The following is a 26,875-nucleotide window of genomic DNA, read 5'->3' as shown; positions in this document are numbered from 1 at the left end:
AGAATATGAGTAATAGTGTGCCGGATGAAGAATCCGTTATCAATGATAAAGTGGACATTACCTGCATGAGGAATGTCAACAAGGGTGGTACCGCGAAACCATATCGAACAAGTCTCGTCCCTTTTTTAAGAGGGAGGGGACTTTTTTATGTTCTCAAAAAATGACGATCGATTTATGAGGAGGATTAAGATGAAAGAGCGCTTAGTAGAACTGAAAACTGAAGCCCTTGAAAAGGTTGCGCAAGCTGAAGATGCAAAAGCTCTTCAAGATGTAAAGGTTCAATACTTAGGAAAGAAGGGCCCGATTACGGAAGTTCTTCGAGGTATGGGAAAGCTTCCTAAGGAAGAACGTCCTGTTATTGGACAAATGGCAAATGATGTTCGCGAGGAAATCTCGACGGCTATTGATGAGAAGCAGACAAAAATGGAAGAAGCAGCGCTTGAGAAGCAGCTGCAGGAAGAAACGATTGATGTTACGCTTCCTGGACGTCCTGCTCAAACAGGGGGCCCTCATCTTCTGACAAGTTTAATTGAAGAAATTGAAGATCTGTTTATCGGAATGGGCTTTGAAATTGCAGAAGGTCCTGAAGTGGAAGCAGATTACTATAACTTCGAGGCTTTAAATTTACCAAAAGGTCACCCGGCACGTGATATGCAAGATTCCTTCTATATTACCGAAGAGATCTTAATGCGAACGCACACCTCACCTGTACAAGCTCGTACAATGGAACAACATAAAGGGAAAGGTCCTGTTAAAGTGATCTGTCCAGGAAAGGTTTACCGTCGTGACACAGATGATGCTACACACTCTCACCAATTCACTCAAATTGAAGGGTTGCTAGTAGACAAACATGTTCGTATGAGCGATCTAAAAGGTGTTTTAAATGCTTTTGCTAAACAAATGTTTGGTGAAGAGCGTGAAATCCGCCTACGCCCAAGCTTCTTCCCGTTCACAGAGCCTTCTGTTGAGATGGATATCTCTTGTAAGATGTGTGGTGGAGAAGGATGTTCTGTTTGTAAGGGAACAGGCTGGATTGAAATTTTAGGTGCTGGAATGGTTCACCCGAATGTACTTGAGATGGCAGGGTATGATCCGAATGAATATACAGGTTTCGCTTTTGGTATGGGACCTGAACGTATTGCTATGTTGAAGTATGGTATCGATGACATTCGCCATTTCTACACGAACGATGTACGATTCTTGAATCAATTCCATAAGGCGTAAGGAGGAGAAAAGCATGTTTGTATCATTAAACTGGTTAAAACAATACGTGGATCTTCAAGGGCTAACACCTGAAGATCTAGCCGAAAAAATTACTAAGACAGGTATTGAAGTTGAAGGGGTAGAGCCGTTTGGTGAACCGATCGAGAACCTTGTTGTCGGATATGTTAAAGAATGCAACCAACACCCTAACGCTGACAAATTAAATGTATGCCAGGTGGACGTTGGCGAAGAGGTTCTGCAAATCGTTTGTGGGGCTCCAAATGTAGCTCAAGGTCAGAAAGTAGCTGTTGCCAAACCTGGAGCGGTACTACCTGGAAACTTTAAAATTAAAAAAGCAAAGTTACGCGGTGAAGAGTCTTCTGGTATGATCTGTTCTCTTCAAGAACTAGGCATCGATGAGAAGTACGTACCGGCTGAATTTGCTGAAGGGATCTTCGTGTTTGATGGCGATCCTGAGTTGGGTGCTGATGCTTCTTCCTTATTAAACCTTGATGACCTTATTATTGAACTTGGCTTAACGCCTAACCGTTCAGATGCTTTAAGCATGTTGGGTGTTGCCTATGAAGTAGCTGCGATTCTTGATACACCTATTCACTTCCCAAATGAAGACGTGCAAATTACTGAAGAGAAAGCAGAAGACGCTGTTTCTATTACTGTTAAAGATGGTGACTTAAACCCTTATTATGGTGCAATGGTTGTGAAAAATATTGAAGTAGGTCCTGCCCCGCTATGGATGCGTAATCGTTTGATATCAGCTGGTATTCGTCCAATTAATAATGTAGTTGATATTACTAATTATGTTCTTCTTGAATATGGCCAGCCTCTTCATGCCTTTGACTATGACCGCTTCGGCAGCAACGAAGTTGTCGTTCGTCGTGCTACAGAAGGAGAAACAATCAAGACGTTAGATGACGAAGAGCGAACTCTTTCTTCTAACCACCTTGTCATTACAAATGGCCAAGAGCCAGTGGCAATTGCAGGAGTGATGGGGGGAGCTGATTCTGAAGTTCACGAAGGAACAACGACAGTACTTTTAGAAGCGGCTTACTTTGATCCACAAGCTGTTCGCTCAGCTGCAAAGGACCACGGATTACGTAGTGAAGCTTCTGTTCGCTTTGAGAAAGGCGTCGACCCTGATCGCGTTCAAAGAGCTGGCCTACGCGCAGCACAGCTTCTTTCAGATTATGCTGGCGGTGAAGTGTTAGATGGAGTAGTTGCATACGATGGATTGTCCTATGAAGAAAAGACAGTAACTTTCACTACATCACGCATGAATCATGTGCTAGGCACAGATATGGACGATGCTCATATTCAAGATATCTTACGTAAACTGCAGTTCTCTTATGAACAAGAAGGAGAAACGTTTACAGTGAGCATTCCAACACGCCGTGGAGACATTTCTCTTGTAGAAGATATGGTAGAGGAAATTGGACGTATGTACGGCTATGACAACATTCCATTCACGATGCCGCAAGGAGCTGGTAATGCTGGTGGTTTAACAGCATATCAAGCATTGCGTCGTAAAGTACGTCGTTACCTTGAAGGCGCTGGGCTTTCTGAGACCCTGACATATTCCCTGACGACAGAACAGCGAGCGAATCTATTAGTGAGCCCTGATGTACAAGGAGAGAATGTTCGTCCGGTCCACCTAGCAATGCCCATGAGTGAAGAGCATAGTCACCTTCGCCTTAGCGCATTACCTGAAATGCTAGCCTCGGCTTCTTATAATGTAGCACGTAAACAAAAAGACGTTGCATTTTATGAAGTTGGATCCATCTATGTAACGAAAGAGGCTGTTTTAACAAAGCAACCAGATGAGAAAGAGCGTTTAGCAGGTGTACTTACGGGAAGCTGGCTAACGCATCCTTGGCAACAAGAAAAGAAAGACGTTGATTTCTATGTTGTCAAAGGAATCTTAGACGGATTATTTGATTACTTGGATATTGAAGAGCAAATCTCTTATCAACAAGGCCAAGTCGATGGGATGCATCCCGGACGTACAGCATTGGTTAAGCTAAATGGAGAGACGATCGGTCATGTTGGCCAACTTCATCCTAAACTTCAAAAAGGATACGATCTAAAAGAAGCATATGCTTTTGACGTGGACCTAGAAAAAGTGTTTAAAGCGATCTCCTCAGAAGAGACGTATACACCAATTCCTCGTTATCCATCAATCAGCCGCGATATCGCGCTTGTGGTCGATGAGAATGTAGCAGCAGGAGATCTACGCAAGACCATTCTTGAAACAGGTGCTCCTCTAGTGAAGAATTGTTTAGTCTTTGACGTCTACCAAGGAGAACACCTTGAAGCTGGTAAGAAGTCATTAGCCTTCTCTCTTCTTTACTTGGATCCTACGCGTACGTTAAAGGACGAAGAAGTAGAAGAGACACACCGAGCGATACTTGATAAAGTAAAAGAACAATACAACGCAGAACTACGCGCCTAAAATTACCCCCCTCTTTTTCGGAAGAGGGGGTTTTTGGATTTAAGATTACGTTATTGTCATTTAAGTTAGGTAGGGGGAAACGGAAAGCATAAAAGGTGTTGGTTGCCATTACCGCGGGTCATCCCCCATAATACAAATAAAAAGGGGAAAGGCGGTGATTGGGTGCAACATGTCAAAAACATAGCACTTATTGTAATAGGTTCCTTCATCTTTGCGTTAGGAATTAATTATTTTGCAATTCCTAACGGTTTATCCGAGGGTGGAATCATTGGTATTTCAATTGTATTATATTACGTTTTCGATTTGTCTACAGGGTTATCCACCTTTGTTTTAAATACGATCCTTATAATGGTAGGTTTTAAGTATCTAGATAAGCAAATGATGATTTACACCTTTATTGGAATCTTTGCAACGTCTTTCTTTTTATGGTCAACGGAACACTTAGGGACACCGATCGAGTCTGATTCATTACTCGCTCCTATATACGCAGGGCTCTTCGCAGGCGGAGGTATTGGGGTGATCTTTCGTGCAGGTGGTACTTCAGGTGGTACTCAAATCATTTCTCAAATGATGAAAAAAAATTGGGGTTGGAGTATGGCGAATGCCACCCTATTCATCGACATGATTGTTATTGGAGGATCTGTCTTTGTAATTGGCCAGCAAAAAGCACTTCTAACCGTTATAGCTGTATATGTTGGGGCTCGTGCTATTGAATTCATAGTGGATGGACTTAACATGAGAAAAGCGGTGACCATTATATCTGAGACTCCAGATGAGGTTTTAGAAGCTATCAACTCTAATGTGCCAAGAGGGGTTACAGTCTTAGAGGGGTATGGTGGCTATTCTAAAAAAGATAAGAAAGTATTGTATGTCGTTGTTCACAAACAAGAAACGTTTAAACTCCAAAGAATAATAAATGAAGTTGATGAACAAGCCTTTGTTGTTATTCACGATGTACGAAATGCCTTTGGCGGCGGATTTAAATAATGGTATAAAGAAACGAGAGCTCTTGCAACAGAGCTCTCGTTTTTTCAATTCATGTCTACACTACGAGAAGTGTTTAGGTTACATGTTAGGTGGGTCTTGGTCATGGAATAGCGTAATCTTTGGTTTTGTGTCTTTTCCTTTGTATACTCTGTTAAAGTAATCATCGGTCAAATCAAAAATCTCTTTTCTCATAAAGAAGAGTGGGATCACGTTAAAGACGACGACAGCTGCTAACATTAAATCAAGGAATTGCCAAACAAATTCTAATCCTCCTATACCTCCTACAAAAATCGATACAATATATACGAAACGCATAATCCAAGATGCTTTTAATCCATATAGATATTCTGCCTGCTTTTCTCCGAAGAACACTAGCACTCCTATAGTAGTTAGCACGAAGAAAAGGAGAAATAAGGAAATGAATCCTCCTCCAAATGTATCTCCATACATAGTCGAGAGAGCTATATCAATCATGTTAGATGCTTCCTCAGATGATTCGACCTTCGTCCAAGCCCCTGTCACAAGAACAGTTAATCCTGACACCGTACAGATAATGATTGTATCTATGAATACACTGAAAACGCCCCAGAATGCTTGCTTAGAAGGGTGATCCGTTTGAGCGGCAGAGTGGGTGATAGGCGCTGTTCCAAGTCCGGCTTCATTCGAATATAAACCGCGAGCGATCCCCCATCGTAATGCAAGTGCAAATCCGGCTCCGGCGAAGCCTCCTGTTGCAGAGATCGGTGTGAATGCATGGGTGAAGATTAGGCTAAATACAGATGGGATTTGAGAGATGTTCGCCCCAATTACGATTAAACAAATGGTTAAGTATGTGAGAACCATGAAGGGAACAACTTTATCTGTTACGTTAGCAATTCGTTTAATACCTCCAAAGACTATAATCCCTACAATCCCCGTTATAATTAAACCAGTAATCCATCGGTCCCAACCAAAGGCTCCTTGGACTTGTGTGGTAATGGAGTTGGATTGAACCATTATGCTTGGTATAAGTTCGATCATAAGTATAAATGCAAACATAAACGCAATTTTTTTCCACCCTAGGGCTTTACGAATGTAATACTGTGGTCCGCCTACCCAAATTCCTTCTTTATTCTTTTCACGATATTTTAATCCCATTGCAATTTCTCCATATTTTGTTGCCATTCCGATTAAAGCAATGATCCACATCCAAAATAATGCACCCGGCCCTCCTAAGTAGATCCCTACTGGAACTCCAACAATATTTGTAGCTCCAGCTGTCGAGGCGAGTGAGGAGGTGAAAGCTTGGAAAGGGGTAATAGAACCTTTTTGTTTGTCTTTTTTGAAGATCTGCCCTGCAGTTTGATTGAGGATATGTCCAAAATATCGAATCTGAAAAAACTTAAGTTTAACGGTGAAAAAAACACCTACAAAAATCAGGAGAGCGGATAACACGTACTTCCACAGGAAGTTTGAGATCAAGGATAACCATTCCATTTAATAATCTCCTCCAAATATGTATTTTGTGTTATATAATGGATGTATACCCTATAAATGTATATTAAATCGTTTTGAAAGATATAAAAAAACTGCACCATTTATATGGTGCAGCTTAATCCTCATTTAATCCATTTGTATGCTTTCTCTGTATTGGCGAAGTGTACTTTAGCATATTGCTCTAAGGCTTGGCTACCTTTTGTTTCAATAAGTTTAGCTGCGGCTTGATCCACTTTCTGAGATGCCCCTTTTGGTAAGGTGAATCCCGCTTGTTCAGATAGCTTATCCATCTGACGTACAAACCCTGTGCGGGCTATAATGGAAGCAGCTGCAACAGCTATAGAATATGATTCGGCTTTTTTTAAGAAGTACACATTATCTTGAAGAGAGGCATTTTCAGAGCGTAAGTGCTTCTCATATATAGACCGTTCTGCAAACTGGTCAATCACCCAGCCTTCTGGTTGAGTTGGATTCATTTTCTGTAACAGCTTATTATAAGCGTGGTGATGAAGCATCGTCTTCATTTTCCCTTGAGACCATCCTTTTCTCTGCCACTGGTTATATTTCTCATTGTGCAGGGTAACGAGTGAATAAGGGACTTCCATTTGAACAATTTTACGTGCGATTTGCTCAATTTGTGGATCTTTTAAACTTTTAGAGTCTCTGACGCCTGCAGCTTTAAGCCTCGCAATCTGATCTTCTCGTACGTATGCACAAGCGACTGTAATTGGCCCAAAGTAGTCCCCGGTTCCAGCTTCGTCAGATCCTGCATGACTAGACGTATAAAGGTGGGCTGGTGGCGCATACTGTGAGTCGGTGGGAGAGGGCTTACTTGGCTTTTTCTTCCCAGAAGGATCTGTCTTGCCCCATTTGCTAGCTTCTTGCTCGTGATTTGGTCCTTGGAACAATACTTTTCCAGATTTATAAGCGGTAACGGAACAACCGTTTACTTTAGCAGCGAATACAGCACCAGGTGGTGGATTTCCCTTTAATGACGTTTTGTAATAACTTTGCATTTTATATAATTGATTAGTTGGTAGTTTGAGGACTGATTGAGACAACTTGTACCATCTCCTTCTAAAAACGAATAATTTCAGTATACCAAATTGCAAGATAAAGCTGAATAATCGAGGTAAAGATAGGACAACGCTTTCCTTATTGAACAGCTTCATGTTAATATTAAATTTAGGATTCTAATGTGGGTGAGGGGGCATATCTCTGTGTCGAATTCAGACAAAAGAAGAACAACGGTCGATATACATAATCGAACATACAAGATCGTAGGAGAGGAGCCATCGCACCATATACGTATGGTGGCGAGTCTGGTGGATCAAAAGATGAAAGAGATCCAAGAGACAAACCCCAAATTGGATACTGCGCAACTGGCTGTTCTAACAGCGGTTAACACCATGAATGATTACTTAAAGCTAAAAGAAGATTATACAAATATAGTTGAATCAAAAAGGAAAGAAGAGGATCGTTCAGACCATGATTGATTTATTATTATTGGGAATATTAGTTTTAGGGATATTGGTAGGATTACGCAGAGGGTTTGTATTACAACTCTTTCATATGACTGGTTTTATTGTGGCATTCATTTTGGCGGTCGTGTACTACGATGATTTATCTCCTAAGTTGCAGCTTTGGATTCCTTATCCTGAATTGCCGGAGGGGTCAAACTGGGCAGTATTTGTAGAATCTCTTCCATTAGAGGGAGCATTCTACCATGCTATAGCCTTTGCTGCGATATTTTTCTCCGTAAAGATTGTCATGCAAATTATTGCTTCAATGTTAGATTTCTTAGCGGACCTTCCTATTATTCATACAGCGAACGGATTACTAGGAGCAGCACTCGGATTTATAGAAATGTATTTCATATTGTTTATCTTTTTATACATATCGGCTCTTGTGCCAATTAACATAATCCAAAGTGCTATCGATGATTCATTTATTGCACAAGCCATTGTTGAACATACGCCTTTATTTTCTGGTCAAATAAAGACCTTGTGGTTTGAGCATGTATCACCGCACCTTTAAAACTTCTCTAATGTGAGAAGTTTTTTCTTTACGGAATGGTTGAATAGGTGAATTTACTCAATGAAGACTTTTGTATTGATATCCTAAAAAGCAGGTGAAACGATGAAAGTAGATAAAAAAGAACTAGTTAAGAACTTGGAGCAGATTGCTGTATACCTTGAACTGAAAGGGGAAAATCCTTTTAAGATCTCCGCCTATCGCAAGGCAGCACAAGCCTTAGAAAGTGATGATCGTTCTTTATCAGAGATTGAGGACTTTACAAAGATGAATGGTATAGGCAAGGGGACAGCTGCTGTTATTGACGAGTTCATTGATAAAGGTGAATCTGATACTTTAAATCAGCTGCAAGAGGAAGTTCCAGCTGGTCTTGTGCCGTTGCTACAGCTTCAAGGACTTGGCGGTAAAAAGCTGGCTAAACTTTATCAAGAGTTAGGCGTAATCGATGCTACCTCTTTAAAGTCAGCGTGCGAAGAAGGTAAAGTTCGAGAATTAAGCGGATTTGGTAAGAAAACAGAAGAAAAAATTCTTCAAGCTTTAGAAGATATTACAAAGCGCCCTGAACGACTTCCAATTGCAATTATGCTACCATTAGCAAAGAAGATTGAAGGCTATCTTGATACTATGACTAGCATTGAACAGTATTCAAGAGCTGGAAGTTTAAGAAGAATGAGAGAAACAATAAAGGATTTAGACTTTATTATTGCTACGAACGATTATGCAGCGGTTCGTGATCAACTCCTAGAAATCGATAATGTTAAGGAAGTTATTGCCAAAGGAGATACGAAGGTGTCCCTTCTCTTAGCGGAAGGTTATGATATTGCAGTTGACTTCCGTCTTGTTGCTCCTGTAGAGTTTGCCACTACACTACATCATTTTACTGGCTCGAAAGATCACAATGTGGCTATGCGCCAACTTGCGAAAGACCAGGGTGAGAAGATTAGTGAGTACGGTGTAGAAAACAGCGAAACAGGAGAAGTAAAGACCTTTAAGACTGAACAAGATTTCTTTTCTCATTTCAATCTGAATTATATCCCTCCTGAAGTAAGAGAGCAAACAGGTGAAGTAGAAGCTTTTAAAGAATCTATACCATTGCTAGAGCACAAGGATATACGTGGTGACCTCCATATGCACTCTGCGTGGAGTGATGGGGCACAGTCTATCTGGGAAATGGCCGAAAGAGCAAAGGAAAAAGGCTATGAGTTTATCGCGATAACCGATCACTCCAAGTATTTGCGTGTAGCAAATGGATTGGATGAAGACCGCCTTCGTAAACAAAGGGAAGAAATACAAAAAGTAAATGAAGCAATGAAAGATTTTCATATCTTCGCAGGTATTGAAATGGATATCTTACCAGATGGATCTTTAGATTTCTCCGATGATTTTCTGAAAGAGATGGATTTTGTCATAGCTTCGATTCACTCTAATTTCACCCAACCTCAAGAAACGATTATGAAAAGGCTGCAAACGGCCCTTGAATCCCCTCATGTTCACTTAATCGCTCACCCAACAGGGCGCTTGATTGGAAGAAGAGATGGGTATGACGTAGATATTGATCAACTAATTAAAGGGGCTAAAGAAACGAACACCGCTCTTGAGCTTAATGCGAACCCGAATCGGTTGGACCTTGCGGCTTCTTATATACGAAAGGCTCAAGAAGAAGGGGTTCGTATAGCTATAAATACAGATGCACACAACTACTCTATGTTAGAAGATATGGAAGTGGGCGTTGGAATTGGTCGTAAAGGTTGGCTTAAGAAAGATACAGTGCTTAATACCTGGACTGTTGACCAACTTAAAGCGTTTATGAATGAAAACAGGTAATGAATAAAAGGGGTTCACAACCATGAATGAACGAATTTATCATGTTTTAGAATATAATAAAATGATTGAACAGTTGTCAGAACAAGCATCTTCCTCCCTTGGGAAAGAGCAAATTCTGAAGCTTAAACCATCAATTGATGTTGAAGAGGTTCGTAAGTGGCAAGCCGATACGGACGAAGCCGCTCATGTGCTTCGATTAAAAGGACATGCTCCTCTGGGGGGAGTCTTTGATATTCGTCCCCATGTGAAACGAGCTAGTATCGGAGGCATGTTACAACCAGAAGAGTGTCTTGATATCGCAAGTACCCTTTATGGGAGTAAGCAAATGAAGACGTTCATTGAAGACATGGATGTCGAAGAGTTATCGATTCCGATTTTAGAAGAGATGGCTGAACAAATCGTGCCTCTTAATGATTTAGAGCGATCGATCAGAAACCGCATCGATGATCACGGAAAAGTGATGGACGGAGCTAGTGATAAGCTACGTACCTTGCGTTCTCGCATACGAACAACGGAAAACAAAGTTCGTGATAAATTGGACGGATGGACAAGATCTAAAAGTAAGATGCTTTCAGATGCCATTATTACAATTCGTAATGACCGCTATGTACTACCTGTGAAGCAAGAATACAGGGGTTCTTTTGGCGGTATTGTTCATGATCAATCTTCTTCAGGTGCTACCCTATTTGTTGAACCTCAAGCTGTTGTGGAATTAAATAATCAGCTTCAGGAAGCAAGGGTACAAGAAAAGCATGAAATTGAACGGATTTTAATTGAACTATCTGAACGGATTGCAGCGGATGAGGATTACTTGTATCAAAATGTTGATGTACTAGCTCAGCTTGACTTTATGTTTGCTAAAGCTCGTTTTGGTAAATCAATGAGAGCTGCTAAGCCTACAATTAACGATCAAGGGATCATTAAAATGAAGCAAGCGCGTCACCCGTTAATCTCTGAAGATGAAGTTGTACCAAACGATGTAGAACTTGGTGAAGATTTCACATCAATTGTAATTACTGGCCCCAATACTGGTGGTAAAACCGTAACACTTAAGATGGTGGGCCTTTGTCAATTAATGGCTCAAGCTGGTTTGCAAATTCCTGCACAAGATGGCTGTGAGCTTACTGTCTTTGAGAACATCTTTGCTGACATTGGTGATGAGCAATCCATCGAGCAGTCGTTAAGTACCTTTTCTTCTCACATGACGAACATCGTCGATATTTTACAAAAAGTCGACCACAAAGGGTTGGTCCTCTTTGATGAGCTAGGAGCAGGAACTGACCCTCAAGAAGGTGCAGCACTTGCTATGTCCATACTTGATGATGTGGTTGGAAGAGGGGCTAGAGTAATAGCCACAACTCACTACCCTGAGTTAAAAGCATATGGTTTTAATAGAGATGGCGTTGTAAATGCTTCTGTTGAGTTTGATGTAGAGACATTAAGGCCAACCTATCGTTTGCTTATTGGGGTACCTGGTCGTAGTAATGCGTTTGAGATTTCAAGAAGATTGGGGTTAGATGAGGAAATCATTACAACCGCTAAAGGACATATGGGGTCTGATTCTGAGAGCGTTGAAAACATGATCGCTTCACTAGAAGAATCTAAACGTGGAGCAGATCGTGATTACGAAGAAGCGGAAGAATTGTTGCAAGAAGCACACCAACTACGTAATGAATTAGAGAGAAAATGGTCTGAGTTTGAGAATAAGCGAGAAGGCTTATACCAAAAAGCAGAAGAGAAAGCTAAAAAAGCGGTTGATAAAGCGAAACAAGAAGCTGAAAAGATTGTATCAGAAATGCGTAATATGAAGAGTCAAGCTGAGCTTAAGGAGCACGAATGGATTGAAGCTCGGAAAATGCTTGATGAGGCTCAACCAGAGCTGGCTAAGAAAAAACAAGAAAAGCCTGCTAAGAAGAAAGCTGCCCAGCCTGCCTTACAACCTGGTGACGAAGTGAATGTCTTATCATTAAATCAACAGGGACATATCATTGAAAAGGTTAACGAAAAGGAATTTCAGGTGCAGTTAGGGATTATGAAGATGAAAGTAAAGGCGAAAGACCTTGAATTTGTAAAACGTGAGGAACCTTTGAAGCAAAAGCCAATGGCTACAGTTAAAGGATCAAGTCACCACGTTAAGCCAGAACTCGATCTTCGGGGTGAACGATATGAAGAGGCTTTACATCGTTTAGAGAAATATGTCGATGATGCTATTTTAGCAGGTTATAAAAACGTGAACATTATTCATGGAAAAGGGACAGGCGCCCTTCGTAAGGGAGTCGAAAACTTTGCTAAACAACATCGATCAATAGCAGGTGCACGTTCAGGTGGTATGAACGAAGGAGGAGGCGGGGTTACCGTCTTTGAACTACGTTAAAGGATTAAGGGGAGAGAATGATGAACTTTTGGGAACATGCCCTAGTAGAGACAGCAGCACGCTATAGCGTTGCTGTTCTCTGCGCTGTTTTATTCCTTGCGATCTTTGAAGTCGTAACGAAATATAACAACTGGGAACAAATTAAGAAGGGGAACTTTTCAGTAGCGATGGCTACAGGCGGGAAGATCTTTGGGATATCGAATATCTTCCGGTATTCTATTCTCCATAATGATTCTCTTTTAGAAATGATGGGTTGGGGATTATTTGGGTATTTGTTGCTATTATTTGGTTATTTTATTTTTGAATTCTTAACCCCAAGTTTCCGAATTGATGATGAGATCGAACAGGATAATAGAGCTGTCGGTTTTATCTCAATGGTCATTTCGGTAGGATTATCCTTTGTCATTGGAGCAAACATAAATTAAGGGAGAGAATCAGATGGAAACTTTAGCGAAAGTTTTAGGCATCGTTTCCGCCGCTTTTATCATCGTGGGAATTATTTATATGGTGTTTTTCGTTTAACCTGAAGCTTCCGCTGACCCTAATAAGTCAGTGGGAGCTTTTTTATATCTTGGATCTCGTTTTGAGCAACAATGGTGCCTTCTGTTGAAAACACAAGCTGAGAGAATGTTTCCGATTACTATCCAATTGAGCGTGTAAATGAGGAGCCTTTCGGTTAAAATTTTCTAAATTATCTTTCAATTTTGGTGGGACTATCGTTATAATATAGGTAAGAAGTCTATTTTTTTATTATTGGAGGGGGTACGGTATGAGTGAATTGCAGAAAGTAGATTCACGACCATGGTTAAAACATTATCCAAGCGAGATTCCAAAGTCTATTCAATACGATGAAAAACCAATCCATCAATTCTTAGAGGAAAGCGCTCAAGAATACTCAAAAAAGAAAGCGCTTCACTTTTTAGGGAAGGAAATGTCGTATGAGTCTTTATATTCAGAGGTGAAGCAATTTGCAAGCTACCTGCAATATTTGGGGTTAAATAAAGGGGACCGAGTTTCCATTATGTTACCGAACTGTCCTCAGTCTGTTGTCGCTTACTATGGGATTCTCCTAGCTGGTGGTGTGGTGGTTCAAACGAACCCGCTTTATGTTGAACGTGAGCTCGAGTATCAAATGAAAGACTCTGGTGCAAAGATGATTGTCTGTTTAGATATCCTTTATCCTCGAGTATCAACTATTAAGGGAAAGACTGATCTTGAGCATGTCATCGTTACAGGGATAAAAGATTACTTACCATTTCCTAAAAATATTTTGTATCCATTTATTCAAAAAAAGCAATATGGACTCATCGTTCAACCAGAACATGGGGGCGATACACACATATGGGAAGATTTAATGTTAGATGCTTCTGGAATTGTCAATGAAATAGATATTGACCCTAAAGAAGATGTAGCGATTCTTCAATATACAGGTGGAACAACAGGTTTTCCAAAAGGCGTTATGCTCACCCACTTTAACTTAGTATCTAATACCCAAATGTCGGATGCATGGTTGTACAAAGCTAAAAAAGGTGAAGAAGTGATCCTTGGTATTCTCCCTTTCTTTCATGTTTATGGTATGACCTCAGTCATGAACTTATCTATTATGTTGGGGAATAAGATGGTCTTGCTTCCTAAATTTGAAGTAGAGGATGTGTTAAAGACCATCCAAAAGCAGCGTCCAACGCTATTTCCTGGTGCCCCAACAATTTATATTGCACTATTAAACCATCCATCTCTACAGAAATATGATTTATCTTCTATTGAAGCATGTATTAGTGGCTCTGCACCACTTCCGGCAGAAGTACAAGAACAATTTGAGCGAGTCACCGGCGGAAAGTTAGTAGAAGGGTATGGCCTTTCTGAATCTTCACCTGTTACGCATTCGAATTTTGTTTGGGAGAAACGAGTGAGTGGGAGTGTTGGTGTACCATGGCCCGACACAGATGCAAAAATATTTAAACCTGAAACAACAGAAGAAGCTGAACCTGGTGAAATTGGTGAAATAGCAGTCTTTGGTCCTCAAATTATGAAAGGCTATTGGAATAAGCCTGAAGAAACAGATCAAGTGTTACGTGATGGATGGTTACTAACAGGCGATTTAGGATACATGGATGAAGAAGGATATTTCTATATTGTTGATCGTAAGAAAGATATGATAATTGCTGGAGGCTACAATATCTATCCACGTGAGATCGAAGAAGTGTTGTATGAGCATGAAGCTATTCAAGAAGTTGTAGTAGCGGGAGTGCCTGATCCTTATAGAGGTGAAACGGTCAAAGCATATGTTGTCCTAAAAGAGAATAAAACCCTTACTGAGGAAGAATTGGACGCATATAGCCGTAAACACATTGCTGCCTATAAAGTGCCTAGAATTTATGAATTCAGAACAGAGTTGCCAAAAACAGCTGTTGGTAAGATTCTAAGGCGGTCTCTCATAGATGAAGAGAAAGAAAAGCTTGCCCAGTCTAACAAAACAACTAGTTGAGCCTTTGGCTCTTTTTCTTTGGAATGAACAGAGACATGCCTACTATATTAAGATTGACAGAAGTTTGATCCTTTTGTAGAATGAAAGATGAATGAATAGTCATTCATTTTATAACGTATAGTTAGGGGATCCACATGAATAAAAATCGACCAAAGTATAAACAGATTATCGACGCAGCAGTAGAGGTCATCGCCGAAAATGGCTATCATTCCTCGCAAGTATCTAAAATTGCCAAAAAAGCTGGTGTAGCTGATGGTACGATTTATCTTTACTTTAAGAATAAAGAAGACATCCTCGTGTCGTTGTTCCAAGAAAAAATGGGGCAATTTATCGAAAAAATAGAGGAAGATATAAAAACAAAGTCGAATGCTAAAGAGAAGCTTCTTGCAATGATTAACACTCATTACGGATTATTGTCGCAAGATCATCATTTAGCAATTGTTACACAGTTAGAATTAAGACAATCAAATAAAGATTTACGTTTAAAGATCAATGATGTATTAAAACGTTACTTATTAGTCATTGATCACATCGTAGAAGAAGGAAAAACAGAAGGTCTTTTTCATGATTCGCTTGACTTGCGACTCGTCCGCCAAATGGTATTTGGTACATTAGACGAAACGGTAACAAACTGGGTTATGAATGATCAGAAGTATAGCCTTATTGAACAAGCTGAGGAAGTTCATGAACTCTTAATACATGGACTTACTATACATGCTAAACAAGACTAGGGAGGGAGTATATGGATTACTTGCAGTTAGAAGCAAAAGAAGGAGTGGCAGTCATAACGATTCAAAGTCCACCCGCCAATGCGTTAGCTAGTTACATTTTGAAAGATCTTGCTTCAGCTTTTGATGAGATTGAGGCAGATCGTTCTTTAAAGGCTGTCATTTTAAAGGGAGAGGGAAAGTTCTTCTCAGCAGGGGCAGATATTAAAGAATTTACGTCCTTTCAGAGTCAAGAGGATCTAAGTAATTTAGGCCGTGAAGGGCAGTTGCTCTTTCAACGTATAGAGAATTTTAGGGCTCCTGTTATTGCAGCTATCCACGGAGCAGCATTAGGTGGGGGGCTAGAACTGGCCATGTCTTGTCACATGAGAATTGTGACAGAAGATGCTAAGCTTGGATTGCCTGAATTGTCACTAGGCATTATCCCTGGTTTTGCTGGTACACAGCGACTTCCACGTTATGTTGGTAGTCCCAAAGCTTACGAAATGATCCTAACGGGTGATCCAATTACGGGGAAGGAAGCATATACAGCTGGGCTCGCTAATAAAGCGGTTACATTCGATGCTTTGGAAGAAGAAGCTATGAAACTAGCGAAAAAAGTAGCTGCGAAGAGCGGCCCTTCCATTGAAGCTGTTATGAGACTCATCCCTCATACCATTACTTCTACTTATGAACATGGTCAACAAGAAGAAGCAAAAGAATTCGGTAAAGTCTTTGGAAATGAAGATGCCAAAGAAGGCGTGCAGGCTTTTATTGAGAAGCGTCAACCAAACTTTAAAGATCAATAGTCTTAGGAGGTTATATGATGAACATTTTTGTATTAATGAAGCGTACATTTGATACTGAAGAGAAGATTCAGATTGACGGAGGACGTATTGAGGAAGAAGGAGCAGAATTCATCATCAATCCTTATGATGAATACGCAATTGAAGAAGCGATTCAATTAAGAGATGAACATGGCGGTGAAGTAACTGTTGTAACAATAGGTGAAGAAGAGTCTGAGAAACAACTTCGTACAGCATTGGCAATGGGAGCAGACAAAGCCGTGCTTATTAACACAGAAGACGACCTTGAAAGTGGAGATCAATATACGACGGTTAAGATTTTAGAAGCTTTCTTTGAAGATAAAGAAGCGGATTTGATTCTAGCAGGTAATGTTGCGATTGATGAGGCAAGTGGGCAAGTAGGGCCACGCCTAGCTGAACGTCTGAACTTTGCTTGTGCTACAACGATTACAAGCATCACAGTAGACGGCGATAAGGCTCAAATTGAGCGAGATGTTGAAGGGGATGTTGAGAAGTTAGAAACGTCTCTACCGTTACTTGTTACATGTCAGCAAGGTTTAAACGAACCTAGATATCCTTCTCTTCCAGGGATTATGAAGGCGAAAAAGAAACCTTTAGAAGAGCTAGAATTAGATGATTTAGACCTTGAAGAGGATGACGTAGAAGCGAAAACAAAAACAATTGAGATCTACCTTCCTCCTGAAAAGGAAGCAGGAAAGGTATTAGAAGGAGAAGTAGACGACCAAGTGAAAGAACTTGTTTCTTTACTACAAAACGAAGCGAAAGTACTATAAAACATTGTCAACGAAAGGGGAATCTGTATGAGTCGCAAAGTGTTAGTGATCGGAGAAGTTCGTGAAGGGGCATTACGTAACGTTTCATTCGAGGCTATTGCAGCTGCAAAAACAATGAGTGATGGCGGGGAAATTGTTGGTGTATTATGTGGTTCAGAAGATTTAACAGATATGGGTAAAGAGTTGATTTATTACGGAGCAGATCGCGTAGTTACGGTTCAAAGCGATCAATTAGCATCTTACACATCTGAAGGTTATAGCCAGGCGCTTATGGCAGTAGTTGATGATGAGAGCCCGGAAGGTATAGTAATGGGACACACGGCTATAGGTAAAGATGTTACTCCGAAACTTGCAAGCAAAATTGAAACCGGTCTCATTTCTGATGCCGTAAACATCGAAGAAACGGGTGACAATATCGTCTTTACTCGTCCAATTTATTCTGGTAAGGCTTTCGAAAAGAAAATCATTACAGACGGCTTGATTTTTGCTACCATTCGACCTAACAATATTAAGGCACTTGATCGTGACGAAGGACGTTCTGGTGAGGTAACAGCTAAAGAAGTCGATATTAAAGATTTACGGACAGTCATTAAAGATGTTATCCGTAAGAGTACTGAAGGAGTCGACCTATCAGAGGCCAATGTCATCATTGCTGGAGGTCGCGGGGTTAAAAGTGAAGACGGGTTTAAACCGTTAGAGGAACTGGCTGAGGTATTAGGCGGTGCGGTCGGTGCTTCTCGTGGAGCGTGTGACGCTGAATACTGTGACTACTCACTGCAAATTGGTCAAACTGGTAAAGTAGTAACACCAGACCTTTATATTGCGTGCGGTATATCAGGAGCAATTCAACATTTAGCGGGAATGTCGAATTCAAAAGTTATCGTAGCAATTAATAAAGATCCAGAAGCAAATATATTTAATGTAGCGGACTATGGAATAGTCGGAGACCTTTTTGATGTTGTACCTAAATTGACAGAAGAGATCAAACAAATTAAAGTAAATGCATAAACATTCTCTGAGGTGCTCTTTGTAGCACCTCTTCCCTTTTTAGCTCTGCTAGTTACGAATAAACGGAAGACTGACGGGGAAGCTAGTTATAAACAGATTATTAGCCAGGGAATTGTTGAAGTGATATACTTTAACCATATTCGATTTACATGCAATTGAGGAGGAATACACATGGCTATTACACATGCAACTGATCAAAACTTCGCACAAGAAACAGGTGAAGGTTTAGTTTTAGCAGATTTCTGGGCGCCTTGGTGCGGACCTTGTAAAATGATCGCTCCAGTCCTTGAAGAAATGGATGCTGAAATGAACGATCAAGTAAAAATTGTTAAATTAGACGTTGACGAAAACCAAGAAACTGCTGGGAAATTCGGTGTTATGAGTATCCCAACACTACTTCTTTTCAAAGACGGTAAAGTAGTTGATCAAGTAGTTGGTTTCCAACCAAAAGAACAACTAGTAGAACTAGTTAACAAACACGCATAAGCACTGAAGAAAACAGCCTGAGTCATCAGGCTGTTTTTTCAATAATAAGCAATTTTTTGTAGTATTCGGCATCTTAGAAACACATTAGTTGTGTTACGTAGAAGCTGGAAGTGGGAAAAGGAGCTATAAATATCGTTTTGTAGTTTGGGAGAGTGATGAAACGTGTCTGATAACATCAAGGAAAAACTCGCTGTCCTTCCAGATCAGCCGGGATGTTATTTAATGAAAGATAAACATGGAACAATAATTTATGTTGGTAAATCAAAAGTGTTAAAGAACCGAGTACGCTCCTATTTTACAGGAGCAAATGACGCAAAAACACAACGCCTCGTGCAAGAAATTGTCGATTTTGAATACATTGTAACCTCCTCTGAAATAGAAGCGCTTATATTAGAAATGAATTTAATAAAGAAATATGATCCTAAATATAACGTCTTGTTAAAAGATGATAAAACATATCCCTACTTAAAGATTACTGCAGAAAGACATCCCCGTCTGATCGTGACAAGAAAAGTGAAAAAGGATAAGGGTAAGTATTTTGGACCTTATCCAAACGTAATCGCGGCTCGGGAGACGAAGCGGCTTCTTGACCGGCTGTATCCGTTAAGAAAATGCAATACAATGCCTGACCGAGTGTGTCTTTATTATCATATGAATCAATGCCTCGGCCCTTGTGAGTACACAGTCACAAAGCAACAGAATCAAGACATTGTAAATGAAATAGCACGCTTTTTAAGTGGGGGCTTCAAAGATATCAAGCAAGATCTTCAGTCAAAGATGTACAAAGCCTCAGAGGATTTAGACTTCGAAAGAGCCCAAGAGTTACGTGATCAAATTCAGCACATCGAATCGGTCATGGAACAACAGAAGATGACTTTAAATGATCAAATTGATCGAGATATATTCGGATATTCTTATGATAAGGGATGGATGTGCGTACAAGTTTTCTTTGTACGACAAGGTAAACTTATAGAGCGTGACGTGTCAATTTTTCCGTTTTTTGATGATGCAGAAGAAACATTTTTAAGCTTTATTGGTCGCTTCTACCTTCATCAAAATCATCCAAAACCTAAACAAGTACTGATTCCTGTGGGAGCAGATCGTGACGTACTTAAAGAATTGTTAGAAGTGGATGTAACGATACCGATGAGAGGTAGAAAGAAAGAACTTGTAGAATTAGCGCTGAAGAATGCTGAAATCGCGTTACAAGAGAAGTTTTCACTAATCGAGAGAAATGAAGAAAGAACGATTAAGGCTGTAGAAGAACTCGGTGAGAAGTTAAATATTGAGATTCCTCATCGAATTGAAGCTTTTGATAATTCCAATATTCAAGGCGCTGATCCAGTCTCGGCAATGGTCGTATTTATCGATGGCAGACCGGAAAAGAAAGAATACCGGAAATATAAAATTCGCGACGTTAAAGGCCCTGATGATTATGATACAATGCGTGAAGTTATTCGGAGGCGTTATAAGCGAGTAATACGAGATGGATTGCCACTCCCTGACTTAATTGTAGTAGATGGTGGTAAAGGGCAAATGTCAGCTGCCACAGACGTTTTAGAAAATGAATTGGGTCTTGATATCCCTCTTTGTGGACTAGCCAAAGATGATAAGCATAGGACCAGTGAATTGCTTTACGGTGACCCGCCTGCTGTTGTAGAAATGGATCGCCAGTCTCAAGAGTTCTACTTAATACAGCGTGTACAAGATGAAGTTCACCGATTCGCTATATCATTCCATCGTCAATTACGAGGGAAAGGTGCAATCCAGTCCGAGCTTGACAAAATCCCAGGTGTAGGAGAAAAAAGGCGTAAACTTCTGTTACGTCATTTTCAATCGGTTAAGCACATTAGAGAATCAAAAGTTGAAGATTTAACTAAACTCGGTGTACCAAGCCCCCTCGCTCAAACCATCCTCGATTATCTTAATCAACCAGCAGAAGAGGAACCTGAGGAAGAAACTCTTGAATAGTATGTGTTGTAACGCCTTCTCCAGATATAGGAGAAGGCGTTATTTCTTCCATATAAGCCCCCATCTATGGAAGACTCGAAGTTAAGATATTTTCAGAAAGAAGGGGCCGTTATGTTTGGTGAGCGGTTGGGCTTGCTCGGGGACAACTCGCTTTCCTGCGGGGAGCTGGGAAGCCTCCTCAATCGCTACGCGCTTTCCGGGGTCTCCCCTAGATTTAAAGTGCAGGAGTGGTGCCTAGGACCGTACGGATAAGTCAGCTTTTTGGAAAAGGCGATCAGCCTTTGTAAAAAAGATGGCTTATCTCGCTAGGTCCTCCACTCCAGAACTGGATAGGCTCCTTTTCCCGTGGGAGTCTCGTCGTCCCCGAGCAAGCCCTGCATAGAGGGGATAAACGGCCCCTCAAATGATATACAGAAAAGCTCATTTCTCCCTAGATGACATGTTTCCGTTCCTTCATATATGGCAAAGGTGGGCCGGGAAACTGCGAGACTCCTGCGGGAGAAAGAGGTCGACGAGACCCCGGAGCGAACGAAGTGAGTGAGGAGGCTCGACAGCTCGCCCGCGGAAAGCGAGTAGCTTCCCGGCCCACCTTACTCAACACTAACGTTAACGGAAACATTCTCTCATCTTGGAGTCTTCAACAATCCTGTCCATATCTGGAATAAGGCAACGATGATCCAAAGTGTAAATAAAAGGATGTATTATACGCTGTAAATGAAAAAAGTTCTCATTGACATTGAGAATCGTTCTCTATATAATACTTAGCAGAACATCATTGAAAATCATTTTCATTTGGGAGGACTACATATGCCATTTAGTTTTAAGAAAACTTTACTATTCACGGGGTTATCGTTTTCACTTGTTCTAGCAGGATGTGCTGGTGAGAGTGAAGGGGAAGAAGAGTCAGAAGGGGCAAACTCTGAACAGCAAGAAGAAGTGCAGGATAACGAACAAGAAGTGCAAGAACAAGATCAAAACGAAACAGCTGAAACGGCTTCCGTTGAAGATCAAGTTCAAGCTTATAAAGATATTACAAAAGAATTGGATAAGATGAAAGAAGATCAAGAAGTGGACTGGGACATGATTAAAGATACATATACAGCAGAACTTCAACAAGATTTAACTAGTGTGAGTGGGGAATTTGATCAAGCGATTACAGCTGCAATATCTGCAGGGAAAGATGGTTCTTTAGATCAAAATGCAGCTCGACAAATCATTGATAAAACCACTCAATCATACTTCTATCAAAAGCAAAAGGGTATGCATAGTGATATTGCTAAAGAGCTAGAAGAAGGAACAAAAGAGAAAGCTCAACAGCAGTTCGATAAGCTTAAATTCCTAGCCAACGAAGTATTTATCCCTACAGCTGTGAAGCGTGACAGCTATTATGAATTAAAAGGGGACTCAAGTCTTGAGCAAAACATTAATGCTGGCTTAACGACTCAGCAAGAAGCATTACAAGCTGGGAACGCAGATGACTTTGGTGTGTATAAACAGATAACGGACAAATCAATTTATCGCAGTTATTTCCTAGCTGCTCAGTCTTATGCTGAAAAGATTGAAAAGGCTGCTAATGAAGGTACTTCTAATGAAGAGCTAGCTGCTGCACAAGCGGAAGCATGGGGATTCTATCAAGCGATTAAAGGTTCACTTTCTTCAGGGGACGAAGAAGCGGCTAAGCAGATTAACACTTTATTCAGCCTTGATCATACAGAACCAAATACGATTAAAGCGGATGAAGTAAATGACTTATTTGTTCAAGCTTTCGTAGGGAAAATAAAAGGGTATCATACTGAATCAGTTGAAGAAGTAAAGAACGGAAACATTACTAAAGCCCGAACAGAAGCTCTTGAAGCGAACATGTTCACTAAGGCAATTGAAATGTCAATGAAAGAATCACTTGGGGAAGAGCAAACGAAGGAAACTCTTCAAAAGGCAGAATCTTGGTTAGAGGCAGTAAGTAACGAGAATGCTGAAGATGCAGAGCAACTTGGTCAAGAGATTGTTACAACATTAGATCAACTTGTGAAGTAATCTTCTCTAGAAAAGATCAAACGGTAAAGAAGATCCTGTAACTTTAATCTAAGTTATAGGATCTTTTTAATTGGTTCTTTAACTATACATATGCTATTCGAAACACTATTTAGTTGTGATAAAATGAACAAGATGTCTTGACGAGGTGAGAATATGAACATACTACTAACCGGTGGAGCTGGGTTTATCGGTTCGCATTTGGCTGAATCTCTATTAAAAGATGGCCATAAAGTAACCATTATTGATAAATTTCATCCTTACTATGACTACAGTCGAAAGAAGGAACAGTTAGACCGACTCTTTAGTTACGATAACCTTACATTTCACGAGGTAGATTTATTAGATAAGAAAAGTTGCGCAACCATTTTTGGTCAGCCATTTGAAGCTGTTGTCCATTTGGCTGCTTTACCGGGAGTTCCTTATTCATTCGAACAGCCTTTAGAATACGTGGATGAAGATATTAAAGCAACCATCAACGTATTAACCCTTGCTGGAGAAGCTGGAATACCGCACGTATTATTTGGTTCTTCTTCATCCGTATACGGAAACAGAACCGGGAAGATGAGTGAAGATTTACCTATTCAGTATGTCTCTTCACCTTATGCAGCAGCTAAAGTGAGTGGAGAAACCTATGCACACATGTATCAGCAGGTATACGACTTCCAGTTAACAGTTTTCCGCTACTTCACAGTGTATGGACCATGGGGAAGACCGGACATGGCGATACCAAAATTCATTCAAGCCAGTCTAAAAGGTGAACCAATTGTCGTGTTCGGGAACAGTACAGCTCGTGACTATACTTATATAGATGACATAGTAGATGGTATGCGCCTGGCGCTTCAATATAGTAAGGGAAATCACGTATATAATATTGGTTCAGGTAACCCAGTGACAATTGAAACATTGGTAGAGTCATTAAAAGAAATTTTTCCTGAATTGAAAGTTAATCATGCACCATTTCGAAAAGGTGATGTTCAACAAACGTGGGCTGACTTGACAAAAGCTAAGCAGTTAATTGGGTATGAGCCAAAACACACGTTTGAAGAAGGACTTAGAAAAACAGTTCAATGGTTTATGAGTTATGAAAAGTAAAGGAAAGGTCAGTTGGATCATTCGGATAACTGGTCTTCTATTATCAGGCTTATTTATATATCTAACTGTACATTATTTTTCTTTAGAGACGGTTACACGTGTCTCGATGGAATTAATTTATTCCCCATTATGGCTAGGAATAATGATGTCGACTTATGCTCTTTCTTTTTGCGTGAAAGCATATGTTTGGCAGAGCTATATAGGTGAAACAGGGAGCTTTGTTCCTTATTGGTCTGGTATACATTACGCTCTATTTATGAATCATATTCTTCCTTTTAAAACGGGTGATGTTGTAAGAGCAGGTGTAATTAAAGGGGCCAAACCTTTATCCTGGGAGCAAAGTGTAAGTAGTGTTGTGGCAATGAGAGTGCTTGATTTAGGTGGGCTTGTCCTTTTGGCTGGTATTGGAACTTTTTTATATATGGATACGTTTTTTTATGTAGGAATGATCGCCTTGATTGCTGTGGTTTTACTAATTATCGTACTACCTTTTCGTGCTAAGCATGTACTAAGGAAATCTGTTTTTCAATCTATGACACACTTTGCATCTACATTGCTATCTACAAAAGGGCTACTACTATTTGGTCTAATTCTACTAAGTTGGGTACTTGAAGGGTTTGTGATTTATAGCGTTGGTAGGATTGCAATTGAAGGGATTGGATTCTTCGAAGCCGTTTGGGCTACATCTGTAGCTGTTGTAAGTGGTGTGTTTCAGGTCACACCTGGAAACATTGCAGGTTATGAGAGTGTACAGAGTTATGCCTTGACCTTTATAGATGTTCCGATTGAGACGGGTTACACAATTGCGATTATTACACATGTATTTAAATTTTTGTATGCTTATGTAACTGGGGTAATAAGTTTTTATCTGACACCCGTATCAGGCACCGTTATTAAAAGATGGCTTAAGAGGAGGGGGTAATACAATGAAACAAGCTTCATCATTTGAAAAAGTAGCAGCACGAGGCTGGAATTTATTAAACGAAGGAAAACCTTTCACTCCTATTTTTGTTATTGGCACAATGCTATTGTATCACTTAAATGATTTGTATACATCAGCTGGGTCGTTAGCGATCAGTGTAATATACGTTTTACCGTTATTAGCCTTGTTTTATTATTTTGATTTTCCATTATTATTAAGGTCCTATTTATGGATTCCGGTTGTAGGATTTTTAATGATCTTCCAAAGTAGCTATTTATCGTTATGGCTGTTAGCTCTTGGTTTATATTTCTTCTTTACTGTGTTCTTTTGGGGAACGTTTTATTATCATATGAGAATTGGTACAACATGGTGGAATTTCACACGATTTTGGAAACTTGTACTAAAGAATAGTGACTCAACAAGTGGGAATGCACAAGAGCAACTACCTAAATTCATTCTCCTTTTAGGAGTATGGGAGTATGCCTTTCAACATTTAGAAACGGGTGGGCTAAGTATCACCAATCTTTATCAACTCATCTTGTTCTACGCGGGTGTGGCGGTTTTCACATGGATTTTACACCATTTTCTATTTGATTGGAAGCCAAATCCCTATGAATCCTACACGAAAGAACATTACAGTGAAGCAGAAGAAGCAACAAATGAGCGAGTCATTGTAATTGTTATTGATGGAATGAGAAAAGACCGCTTCGAGGCCGCTCATACACCTTTCCTTGATTCTTTAAAACAGCAAGGGACGGAATATACTCAAATGGAAACCGTATATCCTGCTCGTACGGTTGTTTGTTTTACTTCTATGTTTACTGGAACCTATCCATTTGAACATAAGATTCAAAGTAACATGGTGTGGAAGCTTGGGGCACAAACTGAAAGTATTTTCGATTCTTTACGTAAAGTAGATAAAAAGGGGCGATTACTTGGCATTGCGCATCTTGTTGATACGTTCGGTGATGATGTAGATACAGTAACAGCTGTGATGCACAACGACGTGGCGGATCAAAAGATTGTGCAAAAAGGAAAGGAAATCATGGAAACAGAAAACCCTGACCTATTTATTATGCAATTAATAAGTACAGACCAAACAGGACATAGTCGCGGCGTGTTATACGATGATTATATTGAAAAAATTGAAGAAACAGATACGCTTGTTAAAGACTATGTAGATTGGTTAACAGACCAAGGGTTTATGGAGAATACAACTCTAATGGTTTGCGCCGATCATGGACAAGCTGATGGAATAGGTGGACATGGTCACTTAGATGAAGGGGAGCGCTTCGTTCCTTTCTTCATGACGGGCCCAACTATTGAGAAAGGGAAACGTATAGAGAAAAAGCACAGTCTTGTGTCTATGGCTCCAACGATTGCACATTTACTTGGAGCACCTTTCCCTGACCATTCACGTGGTGAAGTACTGACGAAGCAGGAGAAGGAGGACGTGTCATCATGAAAAAGGTAGTCGTATTTTTACCTGCCTACAACGAAGAAGATTGTATAGTCGAAATGATTCAAACGATTCCTCGTACAATGAGTCCCGATGTGGAAGTGAAGATCATTGTCATTGATGATGGTTCCAAAGACAAAACCGTCGAGCTGGCGAATCGAGCAGGAGTTGACGCAGTTTATCAAAACGAAACCAATCAGGGGTTAGGCGCTGCTGTCAGACAAGGGTTTCAACGATGTATAGAACTAGGTGCAGATATCGGTGTAATGATCGATGCTGACTTGGAATACCCTGGCCGTCAAATTCCTGATGTGATCCAGCCTATTTTGGACGACAAGGCTGATTACGTTATGGGATCAAGGTTTCTAGGGACGATTGATGGGATGAAGGTACACCGACGCCTTGGGAACTACGCTTTCACCCTTCTTCAATCTATTCTATTGAAAAGGTGGATTCATGATGGTCAATCTGGCATGAGAGCTTTTTCTAAAGAGGTTTTACAAGAGGCTGAAATCATCCATGACTATAATTATGCTCAGGTTGTCACACTTAACATTGTTAGAAAAGGCTTTAGGATGATAGAAATTCCGATCCATTATCAAGTACGAAAAAAAGGTGAATCCTTTATTAAATTCAAAGCTTATTTGAGCTCTGTATTACCTGCGATTTATCGTGAAATGAGACGCAAACCGCTACCTTTCACTAAATCTCAACGCAATGAAGAGTGGACTTAGTATAGCGGTGCG

The 26,875-nt window shown here is 40.3% G+C and carries 22 protein-coding genes; 20 read left to right on the top strand and 2 right to left on the bottom strand.

The window, feature by feature from the left end; genetic code table 11:
• Nucleotides 1-189: 189 nt before the first annotated feature.
• From pheS to ACYX4O_RS15150, 3 genes are all read left to right on the top strand, one after another.
• On the top strand, nt 190-1,224 hold the full coding sequence (gene pheS / locus ACYX4O_RS15160; RefSeq protein WP_188651154.1) for a phenylalanine--tRNA ligase subunit alpha: 1,035 nt from the start codon (nt 190-192) through the stop codon (nt 1,222-1,224).
• Between the two features lie 13 nt (nt 1,225-1,237).
• Nucleotides 1,238-3,670, top strand: coding sequence for a phenylalanine--tRNA ligase subunit beta (gene pheT / locus ACYX4O_RS15155; RefSeq protein ID WP_476351876.1), 2,433 nt, complete (start codon nt 1,238-1,240; stop codon nt 3,668-3,670).
• A 162-nt stretch (nt 3,671-3,832) separates the two neighbouring features.
• On the top strand, nt 3,833-4,657 hold the full coding sequence (locus ACYX4O_RS15150; protein ID WP_476351874.1) for a YitT family protein: 825 nt from the start codon (nt 3,833-3,835) through the stop codon (nt 4,655-4,657).
• Nucleotides 4,658-4,735: 78 nt separating this feature from the next.
• On the opposite strand, the gene ACYX4O_RS15145 is transcribed toward ACYX4O_RS15150, so the two are convergent.
• Together ACYX4O_RS15145 and rnhC are read right to left on the bottom strand one after the other, a co-directional pair.
• On the bottom strand, nt 4,736-6,133 hold the full coding sequence (locus ACYX4O_RS15145) for an alanine/glycine:cation symporter family protein (protein ID WP_476351872.1): 1,398 nt from the start codon (nt 6,131-6,133) through the stop codon (nt 4,736-4,738).
• A gap of 122 nt (nt 6,134-6,255) precedes the next feature.
• Nucleotides 6,256-7,194 carry a ribonuclease HIII gene (gene rnhC / locus ACYX4O_RS15140; protein WP_476351870.1) on the bottom strand — a complete coding sequence of 313 codons (939 nt, stop codon included), beginning with the start codon at nt 7,192-7,194 and terminating at the stop codon, nt 6,256-6,258.
• A 159-nt stretch (nt 7,195-7,353) separates the two neighbouring features.
• Here rnhC and zapA point away from each other — a divergent pair, with 159 nt between their 5' ends.
• The 17 genes from zapA (at nt 7,354) to ACYX4O_RS15055 (ending at nt 26,863) form a co-directional block, all read left to right on the top strand.
• A complete protein-coding gene (gene zapA, locus ACYX4O_RS15135) occupies nt 7,354-7,629 on the top strand; it encodes a cell division protein ZapA (protein ID WP_476351868.1) in 276 nt (91 codons plus the stop codon).
• The gene (locus ACYX4O_RS15130) at nt 7,622-8,170 is read left to right on the top strand and encodes a CvpA family protein (protein ID WP_476351866.1); all 549 of its coding nucleotides are present in this window, start codon (nt 7,622-7,624) and stop codon (nt 8,168-8,170) included. The genes zapA and ACYX4O_RS15130 overlap by 8 nt, the downstream gene beginning before the upstream one ends.
• A gap of 102 nt (nt 8,171-8,272) precedes the next feature.
• Nucleotides 8,273-9,991: a DNA polymerase/3'-5' exonuclease PolX gene (gene polX / locus ACYX4O_RS15125; protein ID WP_476351864.1), complete on the top strand. Its 1,719-nt coding sequence runs from the start codon at nt 8,273-8,275 to the stop codon at nt 9,989-9,991.
• A 22-nt stretch (nt 9,992-10,013) separates the two neighbouring features.
• On the top strand, nt 10,014-12,365 hold the full coding sequence (locus ACYX4O_RS15120) for an endonuclease MutS2 (RefSeq protein WP_476351862.1): 2,352 nt from the start codon (nt 10,014-10,016) through the stop codon (nt 12,363-12,365).
• Nucleotides 12,366-12,382: 17 nt separating this feature from the next.
• Nucleotides 12,383-12,790, top strand: coding sequence for a DUF350 domain-containing protein (locus ACYX4O_RS15115; protein ID WP_476351860.1), 408 nt, complete (start codon nt 12,383-12,385; stop codon nt 12,788-12,790).
• A 344-nt stretch (nt 12,791-13,134) separates the two neighbouring features.
• Nucleotides 13,135-14,850 (top strand): long-chain-fatty-acid--CoA ligase, encoded by a 1,716-nt coding sequence (locus ACYX4O_RS15110; protein ID WP_476351858.1) that lies wholly within the window; start codon nt 13,135-13,137, stop codon nt 14,848-14,850.
• A 134-nt stretch (nt 14,851-14,984) separates the two neighbouring features.
• The gene (locus tag ACYX4O_RS15105; protein WP_476351856.1) at nt 14,985-15,581 is read left to right on the top strand and encodes a TetR/AcrR family transcriptional regulator; all 597 of its coding nucleotides are present in this window, start codon (nt 14,985-14,987) and stop codon (nt 15,579-15,581) included.
• 11 nt (nt 15,582-15,592) lie between these two features.
• Nucleotides 15,593-16,366, top strand: a complete 774-nt coding sequence (locus ACYX4O_RS15100) for an enoyl-CoA hydratase (protein WP_476351854.1) — start codon at nt 15,593-15,595, stop codon at nt 16,364-16,366.
• A gap of 17 nt (nt 16,367-16,383) precedes the next feature.
• Nucleotides 16,384-17,157 carry an electron transfer flavoprotein subunit beta/FixA family protein gene (locus tag ACYX4O_RS15095; RefSeq protein WP_476351852.1) on the top strand — a complete coding sequence of 258 codons (774 nt, stop codon included), beginning with the start codon at nt 16,384-16,386 and terminating at the stop codon, nt 17,155-17,157.
• 27 nt (nt 17,158-17,184) lie between these two features.
• Nucleotides 17,185-18,165, top strand: coding sequence for an electron transfer flavoprotein subunit alpha/FixB family protein (locus ACYX4O_RS15090; RefSeq protein ID WP_476351851.1), 981 nt, complete (start codon nt 17,185-17,187; stop codon nt 18,163-18,165).
• A 171-nt stretch (nt 18,166-18,336) separates the two neighbouring features.
• A complete protein-coding gene (gene trxA / locus ACYX4O_RS15085) occupies nt 18,337-18,651 on the top strand; it encodes a thioredoxin (protein ID WP_036784544.1) in 315 nt (104 codons plus the stop codon).
• Nucleotides 18,652-18,813: 162 nt separating this feature from the next.
• Nucleotides 18,814-20,622, top strand: coding sequence for an excinuclease ABC subunit UvrC (gene uvrC / locus ACYX4O_RS15080; RefSeq protein WP_476351848.1), 1,809 nt, complete (start codon nt 18,814-18,816; stop codon nt 20,620-20,622).
• 807 nt (nt 20,623-21,429) lie between these two features.
• The gene (locus tag ACYX4O_RS15075) at nt 21,430-22,656 is read left to right on the top strand and encodes a hypothetical protein (RefSeq protein WP_476351846.1); all 1,227 of its coding nucleotides are present in this window, start codon (nt 21,430-21,432) and stop codon (nt 22,654-22,656) included.
• Nucleotides 22,657-22,809: 153 nt separating this feature from the next.
• Nucleotides 22,810-23,748, top strand: a complete 939-nt coding sequence (locus ACYX4O_RS15070) for an NAD-dependent epimerase/dehydratase family protein (RefSeq protein ID WP_476351844.1) — start codon at nt 22,810-22,812, stop codon at nt 23,746-23,748.
• Nucleotides 23,738-24,670 (top strand): lysylphosphatidylglycerol synthase transmembrane domain-containing protein, encoded by a 933-nt coding sequence (locus ACYX4O_RS15065; RefSeq protein WP_476351842.1) that lies wholly within the window; start codon nt 23,738-23,740, stop codon nt 24,668-24,670. Before ACYX4O_RS15070 ends, ACYX4O_RS15065 begins: the two co-directional genes overlap by 11 nt.
• Before the next feature lie 4 nt (nt 24,671-24,674).
• The gene (locus ACYX4O_RS15060; protein WP_476351840.1) at nt 24,675-26,135 is read left to right on the top strand and encodes an alkaline phosphatase family protein; all 1,461 of its coding nucleotides are present in this window, start codon (nt 24,675-24,677) and stop codon (nt 26,133-26,135) included.
• The gene (locus tag ACYX4O_RS15055; protein ID WP_476351838.1) at nt 26,132-26,863 is read left to right on the top strand and encodes a glycosyltransferase family 2 protein; all 732 of its coding nucleotides are present in this window, start codon (nt 26,132-26,134) and stop codon (nt 26,861-26,863) included. Before ACYX4O_RS15060 ends, ACYX4O_RS15055 begins: the two co-directional genes overlap by 4 nt.
• Nucleotides 26,864-26,875 lie beyond the last annotated feature (12 nt).

The organism is Pontibacillus sp. ABV4_188, from assembly GCF_056311905.1.
The sequence above is the reverse complement of the archived record's forward strand: the minus strand, read 5'-3'. Positions and strand labels throughout refer to the sequence as shown.

Excerpts from the sequence above, each read along its gene's own strand:
- pheS (WP_188651154.1), top strand. The coding sequence starts at position 190 with ATGAAAGAGCGCTTAGTAGAACTGAAAACTGAAGCCCTTGAAAAGGTT.
- pheT (WP_476351876.1), top strand. The coding sequence starts at position 1,238 with ATGTTTGTATCATTAAACTGGTTAAAACAATACGTGGATCTTCAAGGG.
- ACYX4O_RS15145 (WP_476351872.1), bottom strand. The coding sequence starts at position 6,133 with ATGGAATGGTTATCCTTGATCTCAAACTTCCTGTGGAAGTACGTGTTA.
- ACYX4O_RS15130 (WP_476351866.1), top strand. The coding sequence starts at position 7,622 with ATGATTGATTTATTATTATTGGGAATATTAGTTTTAGGGATATTGGTA.
- polX (WP_476351864.1), top strand. The coding sequence starts at position 8,273 with ATGAAAGTAGATAAAAAAGAACTAGTTAAGAACTTGGAGCAGATTGCT.
- ACYX4O_RS15120 (WP_476351862.1), top strand. The coding sequence starts at position 10,014 with ATGAATGAACGAATTTATCATGTTTTAGAATATAATAAAATGATTGAA.
- ACYX4O_RS15115 (WP_476351860.1), top strand. The coding sequence starts at position 12,383 with ATGATGAACTTTTGGGAACATGCCCTAGTAGAGACAGCAGCACGCTAT.
- ACYX4O_RS15110 (WP_476351858.1), top strand. The coding sequence starts at position 13,135 with ATGAGTGAATTGCAGAAAGTAGATTCACGACCATGGTTAAAACATTAT.
- ACYX4O_RS15105 (WP_476351856.1), top strand. The coding sequence starts at position 14,985 with ATGAATAAAAATCGACCAAAGTATAAACAGATTATCGACGCAGCAGTA.
- ACYX4O_RS15100 (WP_476351854.1), top strand. The coding sequence starts at position 15,593 with ATGGATTACTTGCAGTTAGAAGCAAAAGAAGGAGTGGCAGTCATAACG.
- ACYX4O_RS15095 (WP_476351852.1), top strand. The coding sequence starts at position 16,384 with ATGAACATTTTTGTATTAATGAAGCGTACATTTGATACTGAAGAGAAG.
- ACYX4O_RS15090 (WP_476351851.1), top strand. The coding sequence starts at position 17,185 with ATGAGTCGCAAAGTGTTAGTGATCGGAGAAGTTCGTGAAGGGGCATTA.
- trxA (WP_036784544.1), top strand. The coding sequence starts at position 18,337 with ATGGCTATTACACATGCAACTGATCAAAACTTCGCACAAGAAACAGGT.
- ACYX4O_RS15075 (WP_476351846.1), top strand. The coding sequence starts at position 21,430 with ATGCCATTTAGTTTTAAGAAAACTTTACTATTCACGGGGTTATCGTTT.
- ACYX4O_RS15070 (WP_476351844.1), top strand. The coding sequence starts at position 22,810 with ATGAACATACTACTAACCGGTGGAGCTGGGTTTATCGGTTCGCATTTG.
- ACYX4O_RS15065 (WP_476351842.1), top strand. The coding sequence starts at position 23,738 with ATGAAAAGTAAAGGAAAGGTCAGTTGGATCATTCGGATAACTGGTCTT.
- ACYX4O_RS15060 (WP_476351840.1), top strand. The coding sequence starts at position 24,675 with ATGAAACAAGCTTCATCATTTGAAAAAGTAGCAGCACGAGGCTGGAAT.
- ACYX4O_RS15055 (WP_476351838.1), top strand. The coding sequence starts at position 26,132 with ATGAAAAAGGTAGTCGTATTTTTACCTGCCTACAACGAAGAAGATTGT.